The sequence below is a fragment of the Moorena bouillonii PNG genome (genome assembly GCF_001942495.1).
In the GTDB taxonomy this organism is placed as follows: domain Bacteria; phylum Cyanobacteriota; class Cyanobacteriia; order Cyanobacteriales; family Coleofasciculaceae; genus Moorena; species Moorena bouillonii.
The window spans coordinates 1,737,809-1,757,027 of record NZ_MKZS01000001.1 but is presented as its reverse complement, the minus strand read 5'-3'; the positions used below and the strand labels follow the sequence as shown (position 1 = coordinate 1,757,027).

The window sequence follows — 19,219 nt, the reverse complement described above, 5'->3', positions numbered from 1 at the left end:
TTGAGACTGATCAAGATTTTTCTGTATAATGCACTTTTTAAGAGTGGTCACTCCACTAGCATGCCTATTGCTAGCATGCCTATTGCTAGCATGCCTCTTGCTCTTCACTGTTCCCTACTCCCTGCTCCTTGCTCCCTAAAAACATTTACCTCACCTAATTAAAAACCGCTATAGCAACGATTAGCCGTTAAGAATAGCGTGTTCCTGAAATACCTCCAACGGAATGTAATCAAGGGCTGCTTCATGGGTTGCTGACAAAACCACCGGTGGCGCAACTCCAGCATCCAGCGCCTCCTTCCAGCGACTGAGACACAAACACCATTGATCTCCGGGTTTAAGACCAGGAAAACCATAGACCGGGGATGGTGAACTCAAATCATTACCTCTTTGCTTAGTAAAAGATAGAAACTCTTCCGTCATTTCTGCACAAACGATATGTAAACCAACGTCAGTTGGTCCTGTGTCACATTTTCCGTTCCGAAAAAATCCTGTCATCGGAGATGTGCAGCACACCTTTAGTGTTCCGCCAAGAACGTTTTTGGCATTGTTCATGATCCGGTAGTTAACTCTAATTACTACAATAATCTTGCTTATGTGTTGTGCTAGGATGGTGTTTGGAAAGCTGTCAAACACATCGATGGTGATGAAGGTTGAAGCTTGACATCTACGGTTTTGTAACCAGCTGTCATCAATAAATTAGTCACCACTAATTGCGCCCTTTGATTAGCTTGCTCTAGCACACCTTGCTGACAAGCAGTAGCCTGAATTTTTCGGAGGGTTTCCTGTTGAGCTAGCATCTGTAATTGAGGGGCAACATCGGGTCCAAGACCCAAAAATCCTCGGTTGTAGTCGTAGACCTGGGAACGGGTAACATCAATCTTGCTATCCAGTAATTGAGGCGCTGGTAACTGCACTTGGATCGAGTCATTGCTGACTTTGACATCATCGACGCTTAATTTCCCTAAATCAACCCCAGCTCTAACTTCCCCATAAGCAATGTAGAGTAATGTCGTTGACGCTAAGCGATATTGTCCTAAGTTTCTATCTTGACGAGTTGGGACCACCGCCTCCATGCTAAACACAGCAGTGGTCAATTCACTAACGTTACGAACTTTATTAACCACAACGTTTCTGACATCCACCTCTGGTTCTGGTTGTGATAAGTTTAATTGTGATAAGTCAAATAGACCATTAACTTGTTCAAACAAGCGGGAGCTAGTGCGCCACATCACCACTCCTATAATTAGCGTCGTGAGTATCATGCCCCCTGTGCTCATCAGAATCAACCCTCTAGGTATACTAGAGATAATGCTGAGTAACTGATGCTTTTGATGCTGACTTTTCATTTTTGTTTACCTTAAAATTTAATTATTAACAGTTATTTATTCCTAATTTATGCTATTGTTTAATAACAATGAAATGCTATTTGGTGTCAAAAATCTATTTTAAAATTATCAAAGCGATATATAGCAATTTCTAGCCTAATGAGGTAGACAATTTTTTTTGCCCTATTCCCTATTCCCTATTCCCTATTCCCTATTCCCTATTCCCTATTCCCTATTCCCTATTCCCTATTCCCTATTAAAAACCGCTATACTTGTGCTTATCTACCTCAACCCAACGTCTAGTTTCATGAGACTCATGGGTTAAATCCATTAACATCTGGGAGTACACTCCTTCTTTGAGAGATAGTGTGCTGACGCCACTATTGTCAATGGCTTTTACCCAATAGTCAACCACCCGGATAAATGGCGCTAAACGACCATCGAGATAGGTTTCAGCAAATGCTAGTCGCTGGGGAATTTCTACTTCCATCAGGGATTGACCGGCGGTGGCTGCCCACAGACGAAATCCATGAACGTAGTCTTTGAGATTGTTGCTGCCCAAGACTAAGGTACCGCGATCGCCATAAACCTCTACAAAGTGACCTCGCCCTTGATAGGTTACGGAACTAATACTGAGTTGACAAGGGGTACCATCTGCCAATTCCAGTAATAACAGACAGGTGTCATCAGCATCTACTGGCTTAAGTAAATTGCTAGCATTGGGGTCTGGCCGTGCTGGAATTGCGGTACTCAGTTGAGCACACAACCGCTGCACTGGTCCAAATAGCCAATGAATATAATCAAAGGCATGAGAACCAACTGCCCCTAGTGCTCCGCCACCCTTATCCTTTTGAGCATACCAGTTCCAGGGGCGTTCAGGATTAGCTCGGCTAGAGACTAACCAGTCAATTTTAATCAGACGCTTTTTACCCACATAGTCTTTTTCGAGATATTCCGCTAACAGCTGCCATGAGGGGATAAAGCGGAATTCAAAATCAGGTATAGCGACAACACCCTTTTCTGTAGCGAGTTGGTAAAGCTCCTGGGTTTCCGCTGCCCTTAAGGTCATGGGTTTCTCTAGTAGCAGATGTTTCCCTGCTTCTAGAACCATTTTCGCCATTTCGTAGTGCAGAAACGGGGGAGTACAGATGCTAACCGCTTCTACTTCCGGTAAAGCTAGGATGTCTTCTAAGCGATCGCATCCATGGGGAATATCATATTGGTTTGCGATCGCATTTGCCTGATCCGGGTCGCGGTGATAGACAGCCACCACTTCCGTTCGGGAATGAGCGTTAAAGCCAGGGATATGGATTTTTTGTCCAAATCCAGTTCCAACTACCGCCACACCAATTGTCGGTAGCTGTTCAGTTGCACCTGTTGCAGAAAACTCAGCCATTCTAGACTATCTCGTGACTTATCTTAGGGACTTATCGTAAAAATCGCAGGGTAAACGGGTAACGGTAAACCCTACCATATTGAGCAGCGATTGAGGCCATAGTCACCAGCAGTGAATCAATGATTCCCAGGATACTAGCTATACACCATAGCCAGAATTCTATGAGTTTAAACAGCTCCAACCAAGAGTCAGGGTCAAAATCGTTTATTGCACCAATTAGGATGAAAAACGCCCAGGCAAAGGCAGTAAATATGGTCAGGATAATGGTAGCGTAAAGGGTAATCGAGATTTGAAAATTAATAGATTCTTTACCGTGAACCTTTACAAAGCGGTATTTATTTCTCTTGTTTAACCAGATCATCAACGGGCCTGCCAGGTTAGCCAAAGGGATAGGTAGACCCATAATCAATAGGGGAATCCATAGCAGGGAGGATAGATGACACAGCATCCCCCAGATTCGAGCTTTCCTATCGTTCCGTGGCACTGTTACTTGATCCATAAAACTGACCCAAAACCGACATTACATCCCATGACTTTGCTCAAGAGTCTGGTTAAGCCATTATATTGTTTCACCGCCGTTGTTTTTAACTGCTTCAACCCAGGTAATTACCTGTTTAGCCAGATGAGTACCATCTAAGCGGTCAATTTCCCGGATGCCAGTAGGACTGGTGACATTAACTTCGGTCAGGTAGCCGCCGATAACGTCTATGCCTACAAAATATAAGCCATCTTGCTGCAGTTTTGGCTTGAGCAGGGAACAGATTTTTTCCTCTCGGGGAGTAATTTCCGTAGCCGCTACTCGACCACCCACAGCCATGTTACCCCGAAATTCCTTACCTGTGGGAATGCGATTTACTGCTCCAATCGGTTCACCATTCAAGAGGATAATCCGCTTATCTCCATCTTTCGCCGCAGGCAGATAAGCCTGAACCATCACTGGCTCACTACCCTGTTTAGTGCTAATTTCCACCAAGGAGTTAAAATTGCGATCGCTTGGCTGTAGAAATATAATCCCCTCACCAGCTTTGCCTCCCAGAGGTTTCAGTACTGCTGCCTCTTTTTCCTCCAGGAATTGCCGAATCACCGATTTATCCTGACTGACAATTGTCTGTGGCATCACCTCCTGAAACTGGAGGGCATACATTTTTTCGTTAGCTGTCCTGATGCCAGTTGGTGAATTAATCACCAAGGTTTTATCTGGATTGATGTAGTCCAAGATATAGGTCGCATACAGGTAAGGTATAGTAACAGGCGGGTCTGTCCGCATCCAGACAGCATCCATCTCCTCTAGAGGTTTCAACAGAGCCTTACCAGTCTGGTACCACTGCTCGATGACGACCCAATGCCCGTCATCGAGTTTGGCTGGAGTTAGTTGCACAGGTTCTAGAAGCCCCCAAGCCTGACCCTGAATAACACTCAATTGTTGAGCCTGAGTGACCCAAACCTCATGACCTAATTCCTGTGCGGCTTCCATCAGCGCCACACTAGTATCGTGACCGGGATCAAGTTTCGGGAGAGGGTCTATGATAAACGCAAATTTCACGGTTGAATTCCCCTGTCAGGCAATTACCCTATGCTACAGCAATCCTATTTGATTCGGGAATATACCGCTCAAGATCTTGAACTGGGAACGGGTAACAGCGATTAAGGCAGATTAAGACAAAAGGCAAAAGGCAATAATAAATAAAGCCTTAAAGGAATCATGTCCCCCCCTTATTAAGGGGGGTTAGGGGGGATCCTTACTCATAAGTGGGATCAACGCTATATAAACCGGATGAGATGATCACCTTTAGGATCCTATCCGTGTAGTGATAGTTATCTAGTCGTGGGGTGTTCTTTTCCGTTGTGCTTTCTTGCATACTAGATGGTTACTCACCTAGTGGTTAGCTTGCCTTGAGCAGATTGTCTAACTGACCCTGAAATTCCAGAGTGTGAAGGTCATCACAGCCACCGATATGCTGGTCATTGATAAAAATCTGTGGTAAGGAGCGTGCTCCATTTGCCCTTTGAGACATCTTCTCCCGTGCCTGGTTATCACCATCAATACAGTATTCAGTAAATTCAACTCCCTTCTGGTTTAGTAGACCTTTAGCACGGATACAGAAGGGGCAAGTGCTCCAGGTGTAGATTTCAACGTTTGCGCTCATGCTTGGCGTTAGAGTATTAAGTAATGTTTCTTAAATTTTAACTAGTGGTTTAGCTTGGCGCACCAGCTCAGTAACGTAATGCCAAATCATAGACAGCCCAGCTCCTGATTACCTCAAGGCTGGGCTGTCTATTAGTTATAAGCGTTTGTTATATCTAGGGTCTTTATATAAGCTGACCCCATTTAAAAGGTTGGTCATATCTAGGGTCTTTATATAAGCTGACCCTCTTTCCAACTGTTAACTATTGTGTCAGACAAATTTTGGTTTAGTAATTTTTATAATATTTTCTTTATATTTCAGTTTATTTTGATTTGTCAGGTTTGTTGAAGTTTTGTTGCATGGTGGTCAAGGAAACCCCTAAGGTTTGAGAGAACCACACTTCTAAATCACGCATTGGGTATAAAGACTTACTCATAGCTTGGTCTCGTATGGGCTCTACAAGAATGGTGAACATTCCCAGTCGATTCCCAGCTAAGACATCAGTGAATAAGCGATCGCCTACCATGGCCACTTGGTCTATAGGTAGGTTCATGGCATCTACAGCTATTTTCAGCTTGCGTCGCGAAGGTTTGCGAGCTCCATATATGTAAGGCAAATCTAGGGAGGAAGCAATACGGCTAATGCGATGTTCACTGAGGTTATTACTGACCAGCCACAGGGAAACCATCGCTCTAGTTTGCTCTACCCACCGTTCAATTTCCTGAGAAACACGGGATTTTGTGACTGGTATTAAAGTCTGGTCAACATCCAACACTAGACCTGAGAGCTGATATTGCTGGAGAATATCTGGTGTCAGGTCTAAGATGGAGCCACCAAGGATTAAGTCAGGTTGTAACTTTGAGACCCAAGACATATTTAGTTAACTGATAAATTGAAAGTCGGTAACTCTGTTGATTTTTGATGCTTACCCGTCAATTGTCAATACACTAAGCCCGCTCAGCCTGATGATGGCAGCGGGCAACGATTATAGTGATTCAGTTCTATTGAACCTATATTTTGAACTTCCCCATCCGTCGCCGGAATGGGGATTCCCAGGCACAACCTAATTGGCTGTTATCTCCTAGGGCGTAACTTTCCCGCGCACGGTCGGTAGCTGAGTAGGTCAATACCCAGTTTTTTGAGACCCTTATCCCCTAATATTAACATTGTCGAAAATTCATCCCCGACCTAAGAGGACGGGGTATTCTTTTCTCTCAACCTCCCCAGTATATAAAGCTTCTGTGATCACGAGTTGTTGTAGTTTATTGTTTAGCTCGCCGTTCTCTACGGATAGCATTTTTAGCGGCTTCGTGTTCTGTTAGGGTTTTGCTAAAAACATGAGTGCCATCGTAACGAGCCACAAAAAACAGGTATTCGGTGTCTTCGGGATCAAGGGTTGCTTTCAAACTCCCTATTCCAGGACTGGCAATCGGGGTCGGCGGTAATCCTGGGTTGAGATAGGTATTGTAAGGGGAAGGTTGCCGCACTTGCTTGTAGGTTAGGGGCTGATCAGCAGTTTGTCGAATCCCCAATCCATATTCAACGGTGGGATCGGTTTCTAATCTCATCCCTCGCCGCAACCGTTCCGTAAAGACACCAGCAATGCGATCGCGTTCTTCAGCAACTACTGCTTCCTTCTCGACAATGCTGCCTAATGTTACCCAATCATTGATACTAAGCTGGGTTTTGTACTGACCTTTTTGGTATACTGGTAAAGCTACCTGCTCAAATCGATTAAGCATTTGTTGGATGACTGCTTGTGGAGAGATGCCATCACTAGGTAACTTATAGGTATCTGGGTATAAATAACCTTCTAGATGAGGCAGCTCACTGGGCAACCAAGGGTACTTATCCCAGGGGATTTTGCTACTAGCAGCGATAAACTCATAAGCTGGGAAAAATCCTAGGGATTCAAAATAATCCGCCATTTGCTGAATCGACCACCCTTCCGGTATGGTGAAAGACAGCTGCATCACCTTCCCTTTCCAAATGGTTTCGGCGATTTTGGTCAGGGGTTGAGTTGGTGATAGTTCGTAAGTTCCAGCTTTAAACTCACCATCTCGGTCTACCAGCTGCCGCCAATGAGTCCACAGTTTCCAAGCATCGGCTGAGCGAATTAAACCAGAAGCTTCCAGATCTCTGCCTATTTGCTGACCTGGGGTTCCTGGGGGAATCTCGATTTTTACGAGGGTTGGAGCGACATCTTCGGAAGATTGTGCTTTCACGGGTGGGGATACCACCCAACTCCACCACTCCCAACCCTGCCATGCACAAATACCAAGGGTTGCTGGCAATAGAACGAAATAAAAAAACCTATTGGAGATGCTTTTGAGAGTTTTCATACTCTAATACACCAAAACATTAGTTTCCCCTGAATCGTTTAAGGGGTCAACCCGAGTTCAAGTCTCCTACTCGATATCATCGAATAGCAGTTCTTCGAGCAATGGCTGAACTTGTTTAATTTCCTGTGTAGACAGTAACTCGGGTTGACCAGATTGGTTCGAGCGAGCAAAAAACAGGAGTGGCTCTACAGGAGTATAGATCCCATACTCTTGTTCTTGGTAATAAAAGCTCGCTAGCTCCTGTAGTTCCTCTGCTTCCATTGGAACATCATCCTCTTCAATTTCCAGGGTGAGAATGTCGTCTTCGTCCACTGGTGGCAACTCACCAGCAACAGTTAAGGTAAAAGCGGTGCGCTTGAGCTGAAGATTTTGCTCAGCTAGAACAGCTTGGGCGTCAGGGAAGATCAAGTCAAGCTCAGCTTCATCTTCAACTAGAGAGGCATCAGCTAAGTCTTCTTCATCATCATCCCAAGCCACAATTTCTATGGGTGAGTCCACAGGTAACAGCAGAAGGTATTGACAACCCTCCAGCTCTAGGGAATGCTCAATGTAACATTCGAGAGTTTTACCGTTAGCGTCCTTCAGCGTAATGTCCCCTTTTGGAGATTCCCCATTTTCTTGGGGAGATTGAGATGAAAACATGGCACTTAATGTGTCTATTATTGGTCAAGTGGTCGTGGAAATAAATCCAACCTCCCTTTTGACAGTACGCTTTAACAGTACGCGACAGTAAGCTTTGACAGTACCCCACAGTACGCTCGAGTTTAGACTGCTTCCGATCAGCATAGCACCAAAACCAAAGACGAGAGTTCCAGCAGTTGTCTTTGAATGATTTAGTCTATACTTTTTATCCAATCATAGGCTTTCTGTGCTCATAAGCATTAGTTAACTATGGACTGTACAAAAATTGCACATTCTTTAATCATACCGAACGCGCCCCTGGTGACCTACGGTCAATCAGTGATCAAAAAGTGTTGTGAGCAAACTATAAATATAACTAATCAGTCGAACTTGACATAAGTACTATAATTTGTTGCTATAGGAAATCAGCTCAGCCAAAAGGTTGTAGAGCCATGGGTTATGATGCTCTTAAGGCCAAAGGCCACGCTACGCGAACAGAGCCGCTACGGGAGCCTATGATTAGCACTACCAACCCCCTATGTTATTGCCGTCGTGAATTGGTTTATAAATTCTACTAAACCTACAAGAAAACTGCTAAAGCTGTCGTAACTAGGGCTTGCTGATTAACTCTCAAAGCATTTACATATAAAGGTTTTCGCCTTTTTGGGTCGAAAAAAGTGCCAGCAAATCGATCGAAAAAGCTCAATAACTTAGGCTTTTGGGCAGACAAGAGCCGAAAAATAAAGGGACAAGTCTTTCGACTACCTCCTATATAATTACCATTTATCCACACTCGCTGACTCCACACTCGCTGACTCAATCCAATACCTATTGACTTTTTCAGCAAACCCTAACTATTAAGCTATCAGCTAATGCGCTACTATATATGCTACTTGAGGTGCTATCAGCTATCAGCTTATGGGCAAGCTACTTGAGGTGCCATTGGCCAACAACTGACCACTGACCACTGACCACTGACCGCTGACCGCTGAACGCGCACGCGTGCGCGTAGCGCATATGCTTACGAGCTGTGATCGTGAGCAACTAGGAATTAGAAATTGTATATTATAAAGGATTAAAATCTCAGGGTGTTATTCTTAAGAATACTCAGCAGTATTTTAAAGTTAATTAACAAGACTAACGGCCCAGAATTCGCTGCCGTCCAATTCTCAAGTACTCCCAAACTGGAAATTGATAAAATTCCATCACCAACCAGACAACAATTGCTAAATGGCAGAAAAACGTTAAGCCTACCCAAGCAGCTGGAAGCCAGGATACAGGACTATCTGGGGCAGGCGGAAACATATAAACGGCTGCCCCAATTAACGTGGTTGGACAAACTACAAATGCCAAGGCTAACAACCAATTCACCCATCCCCATTCAACCCCCTCTAGATGCGCCCCTGTCCACTTTTTGCCATTCCAGTGCCAGGTCATTGGGGGCTGCCGATCGGTTATTTTGAGTATTTGCCTTTCGAGATCAGCAGTGAAAATGTGGCGGCACTCGTGACAGGCAAAAGCTTCCATTAACGATAAATTTTGAATCTGACCGACACGACAGACTGGGCAGGGGTAGACTCCCTGATAGTTCAAAGCCTTATACTTCACATTCACAGGTTGGGATGATTGTTTGGAACTGTACATTTGTAGTCAGTCTAATCCTTTATTTTATCTCTTGGCAATCACCCAAACGGCATGGATAATTCCTGGAATATACCCCAATAGGGTTAAAAGGATATTTATCCAAAAGGGCCAGCCAAAACCCACTTGCAAAAATACTCCCAGTGGTGGCACGAAAATAGCACATAAAATCCTAATTAAATCCATTCTGGTATACCTTTGGTGTTTGTTACGACAAGGCTGATTGGCTTAAGCACTCTTGAGCGCGTACTCATTTCCATTGTGCCAAATTTTTCTAGTCTTAGAGTCGGATTACCCGACCTATAATCCTTGTTTTGTGTTCGGTTAGGGCGCTCGTCCCTATTAAACAGTCTAATCCTGATATTGATTAGCAGTCACCCATACAGCATGGAGTATGGCAGCCACTACACCATATTTGGGAAAACCAAATTGAGTGCCTACTATGATACCCAATACCATTAACAGAATATTAAGCCAAAAGGACTTGCCAAAACTCACTTGCAAGAACACACCTAGTGGTGGCAGGAAAATGGCACAGATGATTCGGATGAAATACATTATTGTTGTACCTCGATTACTGCTCTTAGTTAATTCCCTGGTAATTTCCTCTGAATCCGGAATTTCCTAGCTAAGATGCCAGCAATGGAGTTCCTAGTCAGTAATAGGTAATCTCTAATTACTAATTTTGTAAGTATTCAGCAGTCAGCGGTCAGCGGTCAGCTTATTTTCTTCAAAACCTGTTTCCGTAGCTTGCTCATAACCCATAAGCACCTCAAGTAGCCAATGGCTGATAACTGAATGCTGATAGCTGAATGCTTACCTAATTTTGATTACTTAAGGGTTTATTAGCTATTAGCTATACCTATTACCTATGACTAAAAAAAACTTCCAAAAATCTTTTCGCCCTTAGGAGCAGTTATTTACAATGTCTTATCAACAAGAGAAACAAGTTGCCATTGAGGCAGCCTTAGCCGCTGCCAAAATTTGTGAGCAAGTCCGGAGTGAACGGGTGACTGAAGCTATGGAAAAAAGTGACAAAAGTCCTGTCACTGTTGCCGATTATGGCTCTCAGGCAGTGATTTGCCGCTTACTTGGCCAAGCTTTTCCTAATGATCCAGTAGTGGGTGAAGAAGATGCTGCTGATTTGGTGGAACCAACCATGGCGAATCAGTTGGCACAGGTAACCAGTTATGTGCAATCTGTCACTAATGATGCTACTCCTGAAGCAGTGGTTAGTTGGATTAATCGAGGCAATGGTGAGATTGGACCTCGCTACTGGACCTTAGACCCGATTGATGGCACCAAAGGGTTTCTGCGTAAGGATCAATATGCCGTAGCCTTGGCTTTGGTAGAACAAGGTGAAGTGAAAGTAGGAGTGCTAGCTTGCCCAGCGTTACCCGTGAACCTAGCACAACCAGATGGAGAGCGGGGTGTTCTATTTGTAGCAGTACGGGGTCAGGGAGCCACCATGGTACCTATTAATGGTGGGGAACCCCAGTCGATTCAAGTGACTGATGCTGAGAATACAGCAGAACTCCGGTTCGTCGAAAGCGTGGAATCTGGTCATGGGGACCATTCTCGGCAAGATTTGGTCGCTAAAGCGGTGGGAATTACTGCAGACTCCCTGCGGATGGATTCTCAGGCTAAGTATGGTGCGGTTGCCTCTGGTCATGCCGCCCTTTACCTACGTTTACCTTCCTCGAAGTATCCCAACTACCGTGAGAAAATTTGGGACCATGCTGCAGGCACCATTGTTGTAGAGGAAGCTGGTGGGGTTGTTACAGATATGCATGGCAAGCCCCTGAACTTTTCTATCGGTTCTAAGCTAGTTGAAAATCAGGGTGTGGTTGTCAGCAATGGTGTGATTCATGAGACGGTCCTGGCAGCACTGCGGGATACAGCCAACTAGAATCAGCTAAAGAACAGGGTATATCCTAACCTAGGGCAACGATCCGGCAAGGGAATAGTATTTCTCTTGCCGGATCATCCCTGTGTGTAAACGCGCGGGAAGTTTCATTCACACTTATAGGTTTATTAAGGGATTAACCATTGCGCAATACCTGGGTAAAAATATCCCATCCAATATCCCCAGTCTAATGATTGGCTAACTGGAGCAGGGATCATCTCTCCTCGAAAATCTAGCAGCTGGACAATAATTAAGTAAGCGATCGCTAGCAATATCGATATAGCTCCAGTTATAATAGCGACTATTTTTCCGCGTTCCATAAGTGTCCTATCAAATCACAGCACAGTTGTGGGGTTGTCGATCGATCCTTTGAATATGGTTAAAGGAACAGACGTTGAAATGTCAGACGTTGGATTGAAATGCCAGATCCTATCCGGTTGTTTCAGTAGTGTTTATAGTTAAAGGTGTTTTTCGGTCAGAGTAATGGTGCATGGGTAATAGCCCGGTGAGTCATCATAATTACCAATTACTCAAGCTTAACAATACCAATGCTCCCGCAGATGATGTCACAGAGCTTTCTATTCCCAAAACCTACTATGGACGTGCATCACCAGGAGGCTCTATGAAACGGTCTCGTTTGAAATTCTCCCGCTACTATCCTTTATTGCGCCAGCAATTGCGCCACCGTAGCAGACGACAAATCCTACTAGCGTCTAGTGTGGGATTGAGCCTACTGCTGATCTCGATTACCATCTTCGCGTTAATTGATCGCAAGAACCCGCGAGGATTAACGAATTGGGTAGTTTTGCTCCCCCAGCAAATCATGGGGCGCAGAGATCCTAGGGACACTACAGTCCTAAAACTAGCATCCCAATCCCCCGAGGAGCGGGTGGCACAACTCGAAGCGATCGCAACTAGACCAAAATCCCTCAATCGTGGCCGTGCTCGTTACCTATTGGCCGTTGATGCCATAGCTGGGCAGCAGGGAACGGAGGCATTGCGTTGGTTAGATAAATTAGAGTGGGAATATCCAGTATTAGCAGGACAGATTGTGCTCAAACGAGCACAGGCTTACCAACTCACTGGGGACAAAGCTCAAGCCCAACAAGCTTGGCAGGAGTTGCTCCAACGCTATGGTAATCAGCCAGTGGCAGCTGAAGCCTTGTATGCCTTCAAGTCAGATGATTCACCCTACCGCAAACCAAAAAAGGAATCTATTGCTCCGAAATATGCCAGCACCATCTCGACTTCTGAGCAGCCCTGGTTGGCAAAAATACAGCAGATGTATGACTTCTCTGCGGAAGAGCCCAAATACTGGGAACGAGCACTGAAAAACTATCCTTCTCATCCTCGCATCATTGAATTAATCCAGCAAGAGCTCAAGGAGCAGCCTAATCAACCTGAACTGATGCTGTTATTAGCCAGGTATACTTTTGACCAACCAGGGGTTACCCTAGTGCTAGATAAACTAGTGAGTAACTACGGGGAATCTGTCGATGATAAAAATCGTGCTATAATCCAGCCCCAAGATTGGGAAGCGATCGCATTAGCCTATTGGAAAGACCGCAAATATGCTCAAGCCAGTGCTGCCTATGCCAATGCTAAACCAACACCTAAGCATACTTACCTAGGGGCTAGAGGACTTCAGTATGCCCAAAAGCCCAAAGCAGCGAAACTGGCTTATAAAAAGATGGTCGAGGAATTTCCCGATGCGAAAGAAACCGCTTTGGCTTATCTCCAACTCGCTGCACTAGAACCACCCATTGACAAGATACCGTATTTCGACCAAGTTATCGATCACTTTCCTGACCGAGCTGCTGAGGCACTTTTGGCCAAAGCCAAAACTCTCGAACAACTCAAAAGTCCCAACGCTGCTGAGCAAGCCTATCAATTGTTAATCGACAACTATAGCAATTCTGATGCGGCAGCGGACTATCGCTGGCAGATGGCTCAAGAGGCTGCACAAAATGGAGACATCCTGACAGCTTGGCATAACGTTCAGCCTATCCTTAAGGATAATCCCCACAGTCTGATCGCCCGTAGAGCAGGGTTTTGGTCGGGAAAATGGGCAACTCAGCTAGGACGGAAGCAGGAAGCCGAAGCAGCGTTTAAGCAGGTGATTACCAACCATATTCAATCTTACTATGCTTGGCGCTCAGCGGTACAGTTGGGTTGGGATGTGGGAGACTTTAGCACACTGCGCCAGTCATCCCTTACTGTAAACTGGCCAACGGTGCGACCCGAGTTACCTGTGGGCTCAGCAGCTTTGAAGGAATTGTATCAGCTTGGTCAAGACCAGGATGCTTGGAGCCTATGGCAAGGGGAATTTCAAACTCGCCTCAAGCCCACTGTGCCACAACAGTTTACTGATGGCTTGTTCAGGTTGGCGATGGGAGAATACCTCAAAGGAATTTCCCTGGTAGAGACCCTCGAAGACCGAGAAACATCCCAAGAACAGGAGCAGTATCAGAAAATCAGGAAAAAACCGGCTTACTGGCAAGCCCTCTATCCCTTTCCCTATATAGACCTGATCGAAACAGAGTCAAAACAGCGTGACATTAATCCTCTACTGGTTATATCCTTAATGCGTCAAGAGTCTCGATTTGAGCCAAACATTACATCAGTTGCTGGTGCCATGGGCTTAATGCAAATGTTGCCCAGTACTGCAGCTTGGGTAGGGCAATCCATCAATTTTAACGACTATAAACTCGATAATCCCAACGATAATATTAAACTAGGAACCTGGTTTCTCGCCCATAGCCATCGCGTGTATGAGGATAACTCCGCATTCGCTATTGCTAGTTACAATGCTGGTCAAGGTAATGTAGGGAAATGGCTCAAGGGAAATGAACCCATTGATTTAGATGAATTTGTGGAAACTATACCCTTTGGTGAAACCAGAAACTATGTCAAGCAAGTTTTGGGTAATTACTGGAATTACTTACGCTTATACAATCCTGAGGTTGGTCAGCAGTTATTGACGCTCATCCCTCCAACCTAGCGGTATGGAGGGAGATTCCTGATTCACAGACTCTTGCCTAGACTAGGCGAACCTAGCCCCCGACAGACCGTCTCCACAGGCATTTTCAAGGCCGTGCGCCCCACGGCCCAATAATCGATTAACCAACACTTGCCCACTGGCTACATCACGGGGCATGGAACATCCACAAGTACATTCATGCCATCGTTGAGAGATGCTTTTCTTAACTACACTCCCACAGGCTGGACATTCCTGTGAGGTGCCAGCCGCATCTTCAAGGATGATTAGCGTTCCTGTTTTGAACCCCACCCAAGGCAAGATGGAGTTAAGGAACTGACCGTGCCCTGCATCCAACATATGCTTGCCCAACATCCCACGGCTTAAAGCAATGAGATTCAATTCTTCCACCACAATGACATCACCCATTGCACATATTTGATGGGCAACTTTGAAATGAAAGTCTTTGCGGGTATTGGCAATCTGTTCATGCAGTCGAGCAATACGGTGTTGCAGTTTCTTCCAGTTCGCTGAACCCTTCACCTTTCGCTTTAATCTACGTTGCAGCAATTTAAGCTGGCGTTGCATATCCACAAAAAACTTAGGTCGCTCTATCTGCATTCCAGTCGATGTGGATGCGAAGTATGCCAACCCCACATCAACCCCAACCACCTTACCCAATAAGGGCAACTCAGGCACGGATACGTCACACTGGAAACTCAACATCACGTAATAGCCGGATGCCCGTCTCACAATTCGGGCTTGTTTTACCTCAAACCCTTCTGGATAGGGGCGGGATTGACGAATAACCACCCAACCGAGTCCAGGTAATTTAACTCGTCCTTCCCCCAATGGGTCTTTGCCCAGTTGAGGAAATACGAATGAACGCATACGACCGACACGCTTAAATCGAGGGAAGCCAAACCCTCTTCCCTTCATGTCTTTGAATGCACGGTCTAACGTCCTGATTACTTGCTGCAATACCTGAGCATTGGCGGCTTTAAGCAATGGATTATCCTTCTTCGCCGTTGTCAGCGCCTTGGATTGCTCCTTGAACCCTGGATAGGGTGCATCGGCAGGAATAATGTATTCGCTCACCAGTGAGCAGGCATTGATAGGCGACTTGCGAGAATTAATCCAATCCTTCCGTTCTCTCAAGGCAAAATTCCATACTCGACGACACACCTCTAAGGTGCTTTCGATATAGTCAATCTGCCCTTGAGAGGGCTTGATTTTGTACTCGTATGTCAGAGTAAGCATTTACTTAATTTAGCTTAGTCGCTATGAAGCGCCACCACCTGCCTAACGGCGAGGTGATGGTATCCAAGTAGGACACTCTTCTCGATAGAGACAGCTACCCGTATACTCGGAAACCGCGCTTCTCGGTGAACAGCAGGGACTTTTGCCATACTGAACCTCTAACTCATTTCTGGCGCTTAGCTTATAGAAACAAATTCTGTATTTGGTTGTGTATCGTTATTTGGCGCAAGCTCCCTACTTTTATAATCGGGCGATACAAAGACTTAAGAGTTACGAACTTGGCTACATCGGTCTTATATCTACCCTTAATTCCCAGCTTTTTTGGTCTGGAGGGTAATAGTGCCATAGTAGCTAAGCATATTATACCACAAATGCCAACCCACTTCCCTTACGCCCTAACCACCACTTGCTATCGCGAAGATGGTGGAATGCAGGCTGATTATCCGTTCAATAATGAGTCAACCCTTAAATACTCTTCATCACTGCTCCTACAATATTCAATACCACTTAGTCGCTTGCACTAAATACAGGCGCAAGTGTATCACTGAGCCGATGTTGCAGCGGTTTGGTGAGATATTCAAGGCAACGATAGAGAAGTGGGAGGGGGAATTGATTGAGTTTAATGGTGAAGCAGACCATGTTCACTTATTGATATCGGTCAATCCAAAGGTTCAGCCGTCCAAGTTGGTTAACAACCTTAAGACGGTTTCTAGTCGGTTGATTCGCTCTTGATTCAAGGCACATCTCAGTCGTTTTTATTGGAGTAAGCCTGTCTTCTGGAGTCGTTCATACTGCATCATCTTTTGTGGAGGTGCCCCTCTCTCTGTCTTAAAGCAATATATTCAGAATCAAGCTGAGAAATATTGATTGCTCCCTATCGGTCGCGCTTCGCTTCACCACCACCCAACCCTATCGGGTATGGGCGGAGCACTGCGAAGGTTCTTGGTAGACTTTTTTGCTCAAGAGTGATCCAGCAAGACTGACTGTAAACATTCACCCAGGCTCTACCCGATTAGCTATCATGGATTTTATTCATAATAGATACAAAAGTAACCAAAATAGGGAATAAATAAGTATAGATTATATCCTCATCTCCCAGCAACAGGATGGAGCAATCTACTCTCACTTTACCCCCCCAACTAACTACCTCTGAACCAATCCCAGTGGTTCAGACCTCCCAACTGCGCAAAGTCTACCGCACCGGCTTCTGGCTCAATCAAAAAATTGAATCCCTGAAAAATTGCTCCCTCAGCGTCTATCAGGGAGAAACCTTTGGATTACTCGGTCCAAATGGAGCCGGGAAAACTACCCTCTTAAAAACCTTACTAGGAATTGTCCGTCCTACTGGCGGACAAGGATGGTTACTCGGACATCCCCTTGGTAATGTTAAGGTCAAGCAGCGCATTGGTTACTTACCAGAAAACCCCTACTTCTATGACTATCTCACTGGCTGGGAATTTTTGCACTTTACCGCTGGACTATTTCAAATTCCCCATGAGGTAAAACGTAAACGCATTCCTCGGCTGTTAGAACTCGTAGGATTGTCCCAATCAGCCGCACGAAAGAAGCAACTACGTCAGTATTCTAAAGGGATGCTCCAGCGCATCGGTATGGCCCAGGCACTGATTAATAACCCAGAAGTAGTATTTCTCGATGAACCCATGTCCGGTCTTGACCCCATGGGACGCTACCAAATCCGGGAAATTATTATGTCTCTGAAAGCTCAAGGCAAGACTATTTTCTTCAACAGCCATGTCTTGTCAGATGTGGAGAAAATATGCGATCGCATCGCGATTCTCGCTAATGGGGAATTAATTTGTATGGGAGCGTTAGATGAACTTTTGGGTACCGATAACACCTACCGAGTTAAAGGCAAAGGTGGGAATATAGACATTATTAAACGGTGGCTGATGGAATTGGAATTTGAGGATGACTGCTGGTACGGTCAATTACGAGGGGAACCCCAAGAGTTTATAGCTTCTCTGAGACTGATGGATGCCCAATTGATGAGTATGACTTTAAATCGTCCTTCATTGGAAGAGTTTTTTATGAAGCAGTTGAATAATCCATCTGAGTAGGGAGTCGGGAGTAGGGAGTCGGGAGTAGGGAGTCGGGAGTCGGGAGTCGGGATCCAGCAGAATCCCTGAGACGGGCCGTTTGATATAATAGTTCCATGTTCGATAATACTTGCAAGTTCCTCGCTGAGAGCTTTTCCGAGGATTTTGCCTCCTGGTTACTTGGTGAAGCCATCACCATGACCCAACTCAGTCCATCTGAACTGTCCCTTGAACCCATTCGAGCGGATGCTTTGATTTTGCTGAATTCTGATGATTTTGTCCTTCACGTCGAGTTTCAGACTCAACCTGACTCAACTATGGCCTTCAGAATGGCAGATTACCGCCTAAGAGTTTTCCGCCGTTTTCCAAATAAGCAGATGCGCCAAGTGGTCATTTACTTGACCCGTTCGACTTCTGAACTCGTTGATCAGACAGCGTTTGAGATTCCTGGTACTCGTCACGAATTTGAGGTCATTCGGCTATGGGAACAATCGACTCAGCCGTTTCTGGAATCGACGGGGTTATTGCCCTTGGCTATACTGACACAAACCCCCGACGCTGCTCAAACCTTGCGTCAGGTGGCTGCAAGAGTTGAGACGATTGCAGAAATTAGGATACAGAGCAATGTGGCTGCGTGCGCTGGGATTCTAGCAGGGCTATTATTAAAGAGGGACTTGATTAACCAGGTTTTACGCACAGATATCATGCAGCAGTCTGTAATTTATCAAGACATTAAGGATGAAGGCCGTCACGAAGGGGAACAATCTCTAATCCTCCGCCAACTCTTGCGTCGCATTGGCGAAGTGTCCCCAGAAATGCGATCGCAGGTTCAAGCCTTATCCCTCCCTCAGCTTGAAGCTTTGGGGGAAGCGTTGTTGGACTTTACGAAACCCGACGATTTGGATGAATGGATGCGTTCACTATCTGTTGCTGATAGTAAATCGAACTCGTAAGTTTAGCTTTGGGTGCGTCAGCCCTACGGGCATAACTGCGCTGACTGCACTACTTCTCAACTAAGATTAACGAGAATGCGATCGCCTTTGGCCACGCTTTGCGATCGCTGGTGACAACAGAATCATTGATTGTCAAGGTCTTTTTTTGCTCTAATTTCTTGAATGTCTTGCCAAAAATCAGATCTTGTCACATTTTTTAGAGACTGTTGAGGTTCTTGAGTATAATCACCAAAACCCAATCCTACATCTTGTAAAAAACGAATTGCATCAACTTGCGCTAATTCCTTAACTAAGGCATAATAGCCTTTTTGTCTTAATTCAATTGGTGTCATTTAAGATTCAGCCATTACTGCCCCTTGGTTTAATCATACCTCGAAGGGAATTGTAATCAATAGCTTAAGTTTAGCATTCGATCCCCATTTCATCGATGTCGAGTGATTCCCTTCAAAGTTGAAAGAGGCGTACGCATTTATGTAACGTCAGTTTTGGTTAAGCGTACGCACTTCTTTCCCAACAGTTTTTGGAGAGCGATCGCATCGCACTGCTTCAGGAAAGTCCCCATCCAGCAGAATCCCTGAGACGGGCCGTTTGATATAATAGTTCCATGTTCGATAA

The 19,219-nt window shown here is 45.2% G+C and carries 22 protein-coding genes and 1 pseudogene; 6 read left to right on the top strand and 17 right to left on the bottom strand.

Features of this window, described 5'->3' with window-relative positions; all coding sequences use genetic code 11:
• Positions 1–180: 180 nt before the first annotated feature.
• The 9 genes from BJP37_RS07260 to BJP37_RS07220 all read right to left on the bottom strand — a co-directional run bounded on the left by BJP37_RS07260 (position 181) and on the right by BJP37_RS07220 (position 7,831).
• Positions 181–552: a DUF2237 family protein gene (locus BJP37_RS07260; protein WP_075897626.1), complete on the bottom strand. Its 372-nt coding sequence runs from the start codon at positions 550–552 to the stop codon at positions 181–183.
• 50 nt (positions 553–602) lie between these two features.
• The gene (locus BJP37_RS07255) at positions 603–1,346 is read right to left on the bottom strand and encodes a DUF4230 domain-containing protein (protein ID WP_075897624.1); all 744 of its coding nucleotides are present in this window, start codon (positions 1,344–1,346) and stop codon (positions 603–605) included.
• 235 nt (positions 1,347–1,581) lie between these two features.
• Complete coding sequence (locus BJP37_RS07250; RefSeq protein ID WP_075897622.1) at positions 1,582–2,721, bottom strand: Gfo/Idh/MocA family protein; 1,140 nt, start codon at positions 2,719–2,721, stop codon at positions 1,582–1,584.
• 31 nt (positions 2,722–2,752) lie between these two features.
• A complete protein-coding gene (locus BJP37_RS07245; protein WP_075897620.1) occupies positions 2,753–3,220 on the bottom strand; it encodes a DUF4870 domain-containing protein in 468 nt (155 codons plus the stop codon).
• A gap of 60 nt (positions 3,221–3,280) precedes the next feature.
• Positions 3,281–4,264, bottom strand: coding sequence for a glutathione synthase (gene gshB / locus BJP37_RS07240; protein ID WP_075897618.1), 984 nt, complete (start codon positions 4,262–4,264; stop codon positions 3,281–3,283).
• 340 nt (positions 4,265–4,604) lie between these two features.
• Positions 4,605–4,868, bottom strand: coding sequence for a glutaredoxin 3 (gene grxC, locus BJP37_RS07235; protein WP_075897616.1), 264 nt, complete (start codon positions 4,866–4,868; stop codon positions 4,605–4,607).
• A gap of 301 nt (positions 4,869–5,169) precedes the next feature.
• A complete protein-coding gene (locus BJP37_RS07230) occupies positions 5,170–5,721 on the bottom strand; it encodes a YqeG family HAD IIIA-type phosphatase (RefSeq protein ID WP_075897614.1) in 552 nt (183 codons plus the stop codon).
• Between the two features lie 388 nt (positions 5,722–6,109).
• On the bottom strand, positions 6,110–7,189 hold the full coding sequence (gene mltG / locus BJP37_RS07225; RefSeq protein ID WP_075897612.1) for an endolytic transglycosylase MltG: 1,080 nt from the start codon (positions 7,187–7,189) through the stop codon (positions 6,110–6,112).
• A 66-nt stretch (positions 7,190–7,255) separates the two neighbouring features.
• Positions 7,256–7,831 (bottom strand): DUF3727 domain-containing protein, encoded by a 576-nt coding sequence (locus BJP37_RS07220; RefSeq protein WP_075897610.1) that lies wholly within the window; start codon positions 7,829–7,831, stop codon positions 7,256–7,258.
• A 431-nt stretch (positions 7,832–8,262) separates the two neighbouring features.
• On the opposite strand from BJP37_RS07220, the gene BJP37_RS43360 reads away from it, so the two are divergent.
• The gene (locus tag BJP37_RS43360; RefSeq protein ID WP_269086964.1) at positions 8,263–8,388 is read left to right on the top strand and encodes a hypothetical protein; all 126 of its coding nucleotides are present in this window, start codon (positions 8,263–8,265) and stop codon (positions 8,386–8,388) included.
• A 2-nt stretch (positions 8,389–8,390) separates the two neighbouring features.
• On the opposite strand, the gene BJP37_RS07215 is transcribed toward BJP37_RS43360, so the two are convergent.
• The 4 genes from BJP37_RS07215 to BJP37_RS44895 all read right to left on the bottom strand — a co-directional run bounded on the left by BJP37_RS07215 (position 8,391) and on the right by BJP37_RS44895 (position 10,009).
• Positions 8,391–8,657 (bottom strand): hypothetical protein, encoded by a 267-nt coding sequence (locus tag BJP37_RS07215; RefSeq protein ID WP_075897608.1) that lies wholly within the window; start codon positions 8,655–8,657, stop codon positions 8,391–8,393.
• Between the two features lie 290 nt (positions 8,658–8,947).
• The gene (locus BJP37_RS07210) at positions 8,948–9,454 is read right to left on the bottom strand and encodes a hypothetical protein (protein ID WP_075897606.1); all 507 of its coding nucleotides are present in this window, start codon (positions 9,452–9,454) and stop codon (positions 8,948–8,950) included.
• Between the two features lie 24 nt (positions 9,455–9,478).
• A complete protein-coding gene (locus tag BJP37_RS07205) occupies positions 9,479–9,637 on the bottom strand; it encodes a YqaE/Pmp3 family membrane protein (RefSeq protein ID WP_070391771.1) in 159 nt (52 codons plus the stop codon).
• A gap of 165 nt (positions 9,638–9,802) precedes the next feature.
• Entirely contained in the window at positions 9,803–10,009 is a 207-nt protein-coding gene (locus BJP37_RS44895) for a YqaE/Pmp3 family membrane protein (RefSeq protein WP_075897604.1), read from the bottom strand.
• Between the two features lie 367 nt (positions 10,010–10,376).
• On the opposite strand from BJP37_RS44895, the gene BJP37_RS07195 reads away from it, so the two are divergent.
• Positions 10,377–11,360, top strand: coding sequence for a 3'(2'),5'-bisphosphate nucleotidase (locus BJP37_RS07195; RefSeq protein ID WP_075897602.1), 984 nt, complete (start codon positions 10,377–10,379; stop codon positions 11,358–11,360).
• A 125-nt stretch (positions 11,361–11,485) separates the two neighbouring features.
• Here BJP37_RS07195 and BJP37_RS07190 read toward each other — a convergent pair whose 3' ends face one another.
• A complete protein-coding gene (locus BJP37_RS07190) occupies positions 11,486–11,677 on the bottom strand; it encodes a hypothetical protein (protein WP_075897600.1) in 192 nt (63 codons plus the stop codon).
• A gap of 170 nt (positions 11,678–11,847) precedes the next feature.
• Here BJP37_RS07190 and BJP37_RS07185 point away from each other — a divergent pair, with 170 nt between their 5' ends.
• Positions 11,848–14,358 (top strand): lytic transglycosylase domain-containing protein, encoded by a 2,511-nt coding sequence (locus BJP37_RS07185; protein ID WP_229415228.1) that lies wholly within the window; start codon positions 11,848–11,850, stop codon positions 14,356–14,358.
• A gap of 42 nt (positions 14,359–14,400) precedes the next feature.
• On the opposite strand, the gene BJP37_RS07180 is transcribed toward BJP37_RS07185, so the two are convergent.
• Entirely contained in the window at positions 14,401–15,594 is a 1,194-nt protein-coding gene (locus tag BJP37_RS07180; protein ID WP_075897598.1) for an RNA-guided endonuclease InsQ/TnpB family protein, read from the bottom strand.
• A 453-nt stretch (positions 15,595–16,047) separates the two neighbouring features.
• Between BJP37_RS07180 and tnpA the strand changes: the two are divergent.
• Positions 16,048–16,461 (top strand): annotated as a pseudogene (tnpA, locus tag BJP37_RS07175) (IS200/IS605 family transposase).
• A 239-nt stretch (positions 16,462–16,700) separates the two neighbouring features.
• Complete coding sequence (locus BJP37_RS07170; RefSeq protein ID WP_075897596.1) at positions 16,701–17,672, top strand: ABC transporter ATP-binding protein; 972 nt, start codon at positions 16,701–16,703, stop codon at positions 17,670–17,672.
• Here BJP37_RS07170 and BJP37_RS43355 read toward each other — a convergent pair.
• Entirely contained in the window at positions 17,641–17,769 is a 129-nt protein-coding gene (locus tag BJP37_RS43355) for a hypothetical protein (RefSeq protein WP_269086963.1), read from the bottom strand. The genes BJP37_RS07170 and BJP37_RS43355 overlap by 32 nt on opposite strands.
• Between BJP37_RS43355 and BJP37_RS07165 the strand changes: the two genes are divergently transcribed.
• On the top strand, positions 17,768–18,604 hold the full coding sequence (locus BJP37_RS07165) for an Rpn family recombination-promoting nuclease/putative transposase (RefSeq protein WP_075897594.1): 837 nt from the start codon (positions 17,768–17,770) through the stop codon (positions 18,602–18,604). The two genes, BJP37_RS43355 and BJP37_RS07165, sit on opposite strands and share 2 nt — an antisense overlap.
• Positions 18,605–18,726: 122 nt before the next feature.
• Here the strand turns inward: BJP37_RS07165 and BJP37_RS07160 are convergent, their stop codons facing one another.
• Complete coding sequence (locus BJP37_RS07160; protein WP_075897592.1) at positions 18,727–18,936, bottom strand: hypothetical protein; 210 nt, start codon at positions 18,934–18,936, stop codon at positions 18,727–18,729.
• Positions 18,937–19,219 lie beyond the last annotated feature (283 nt).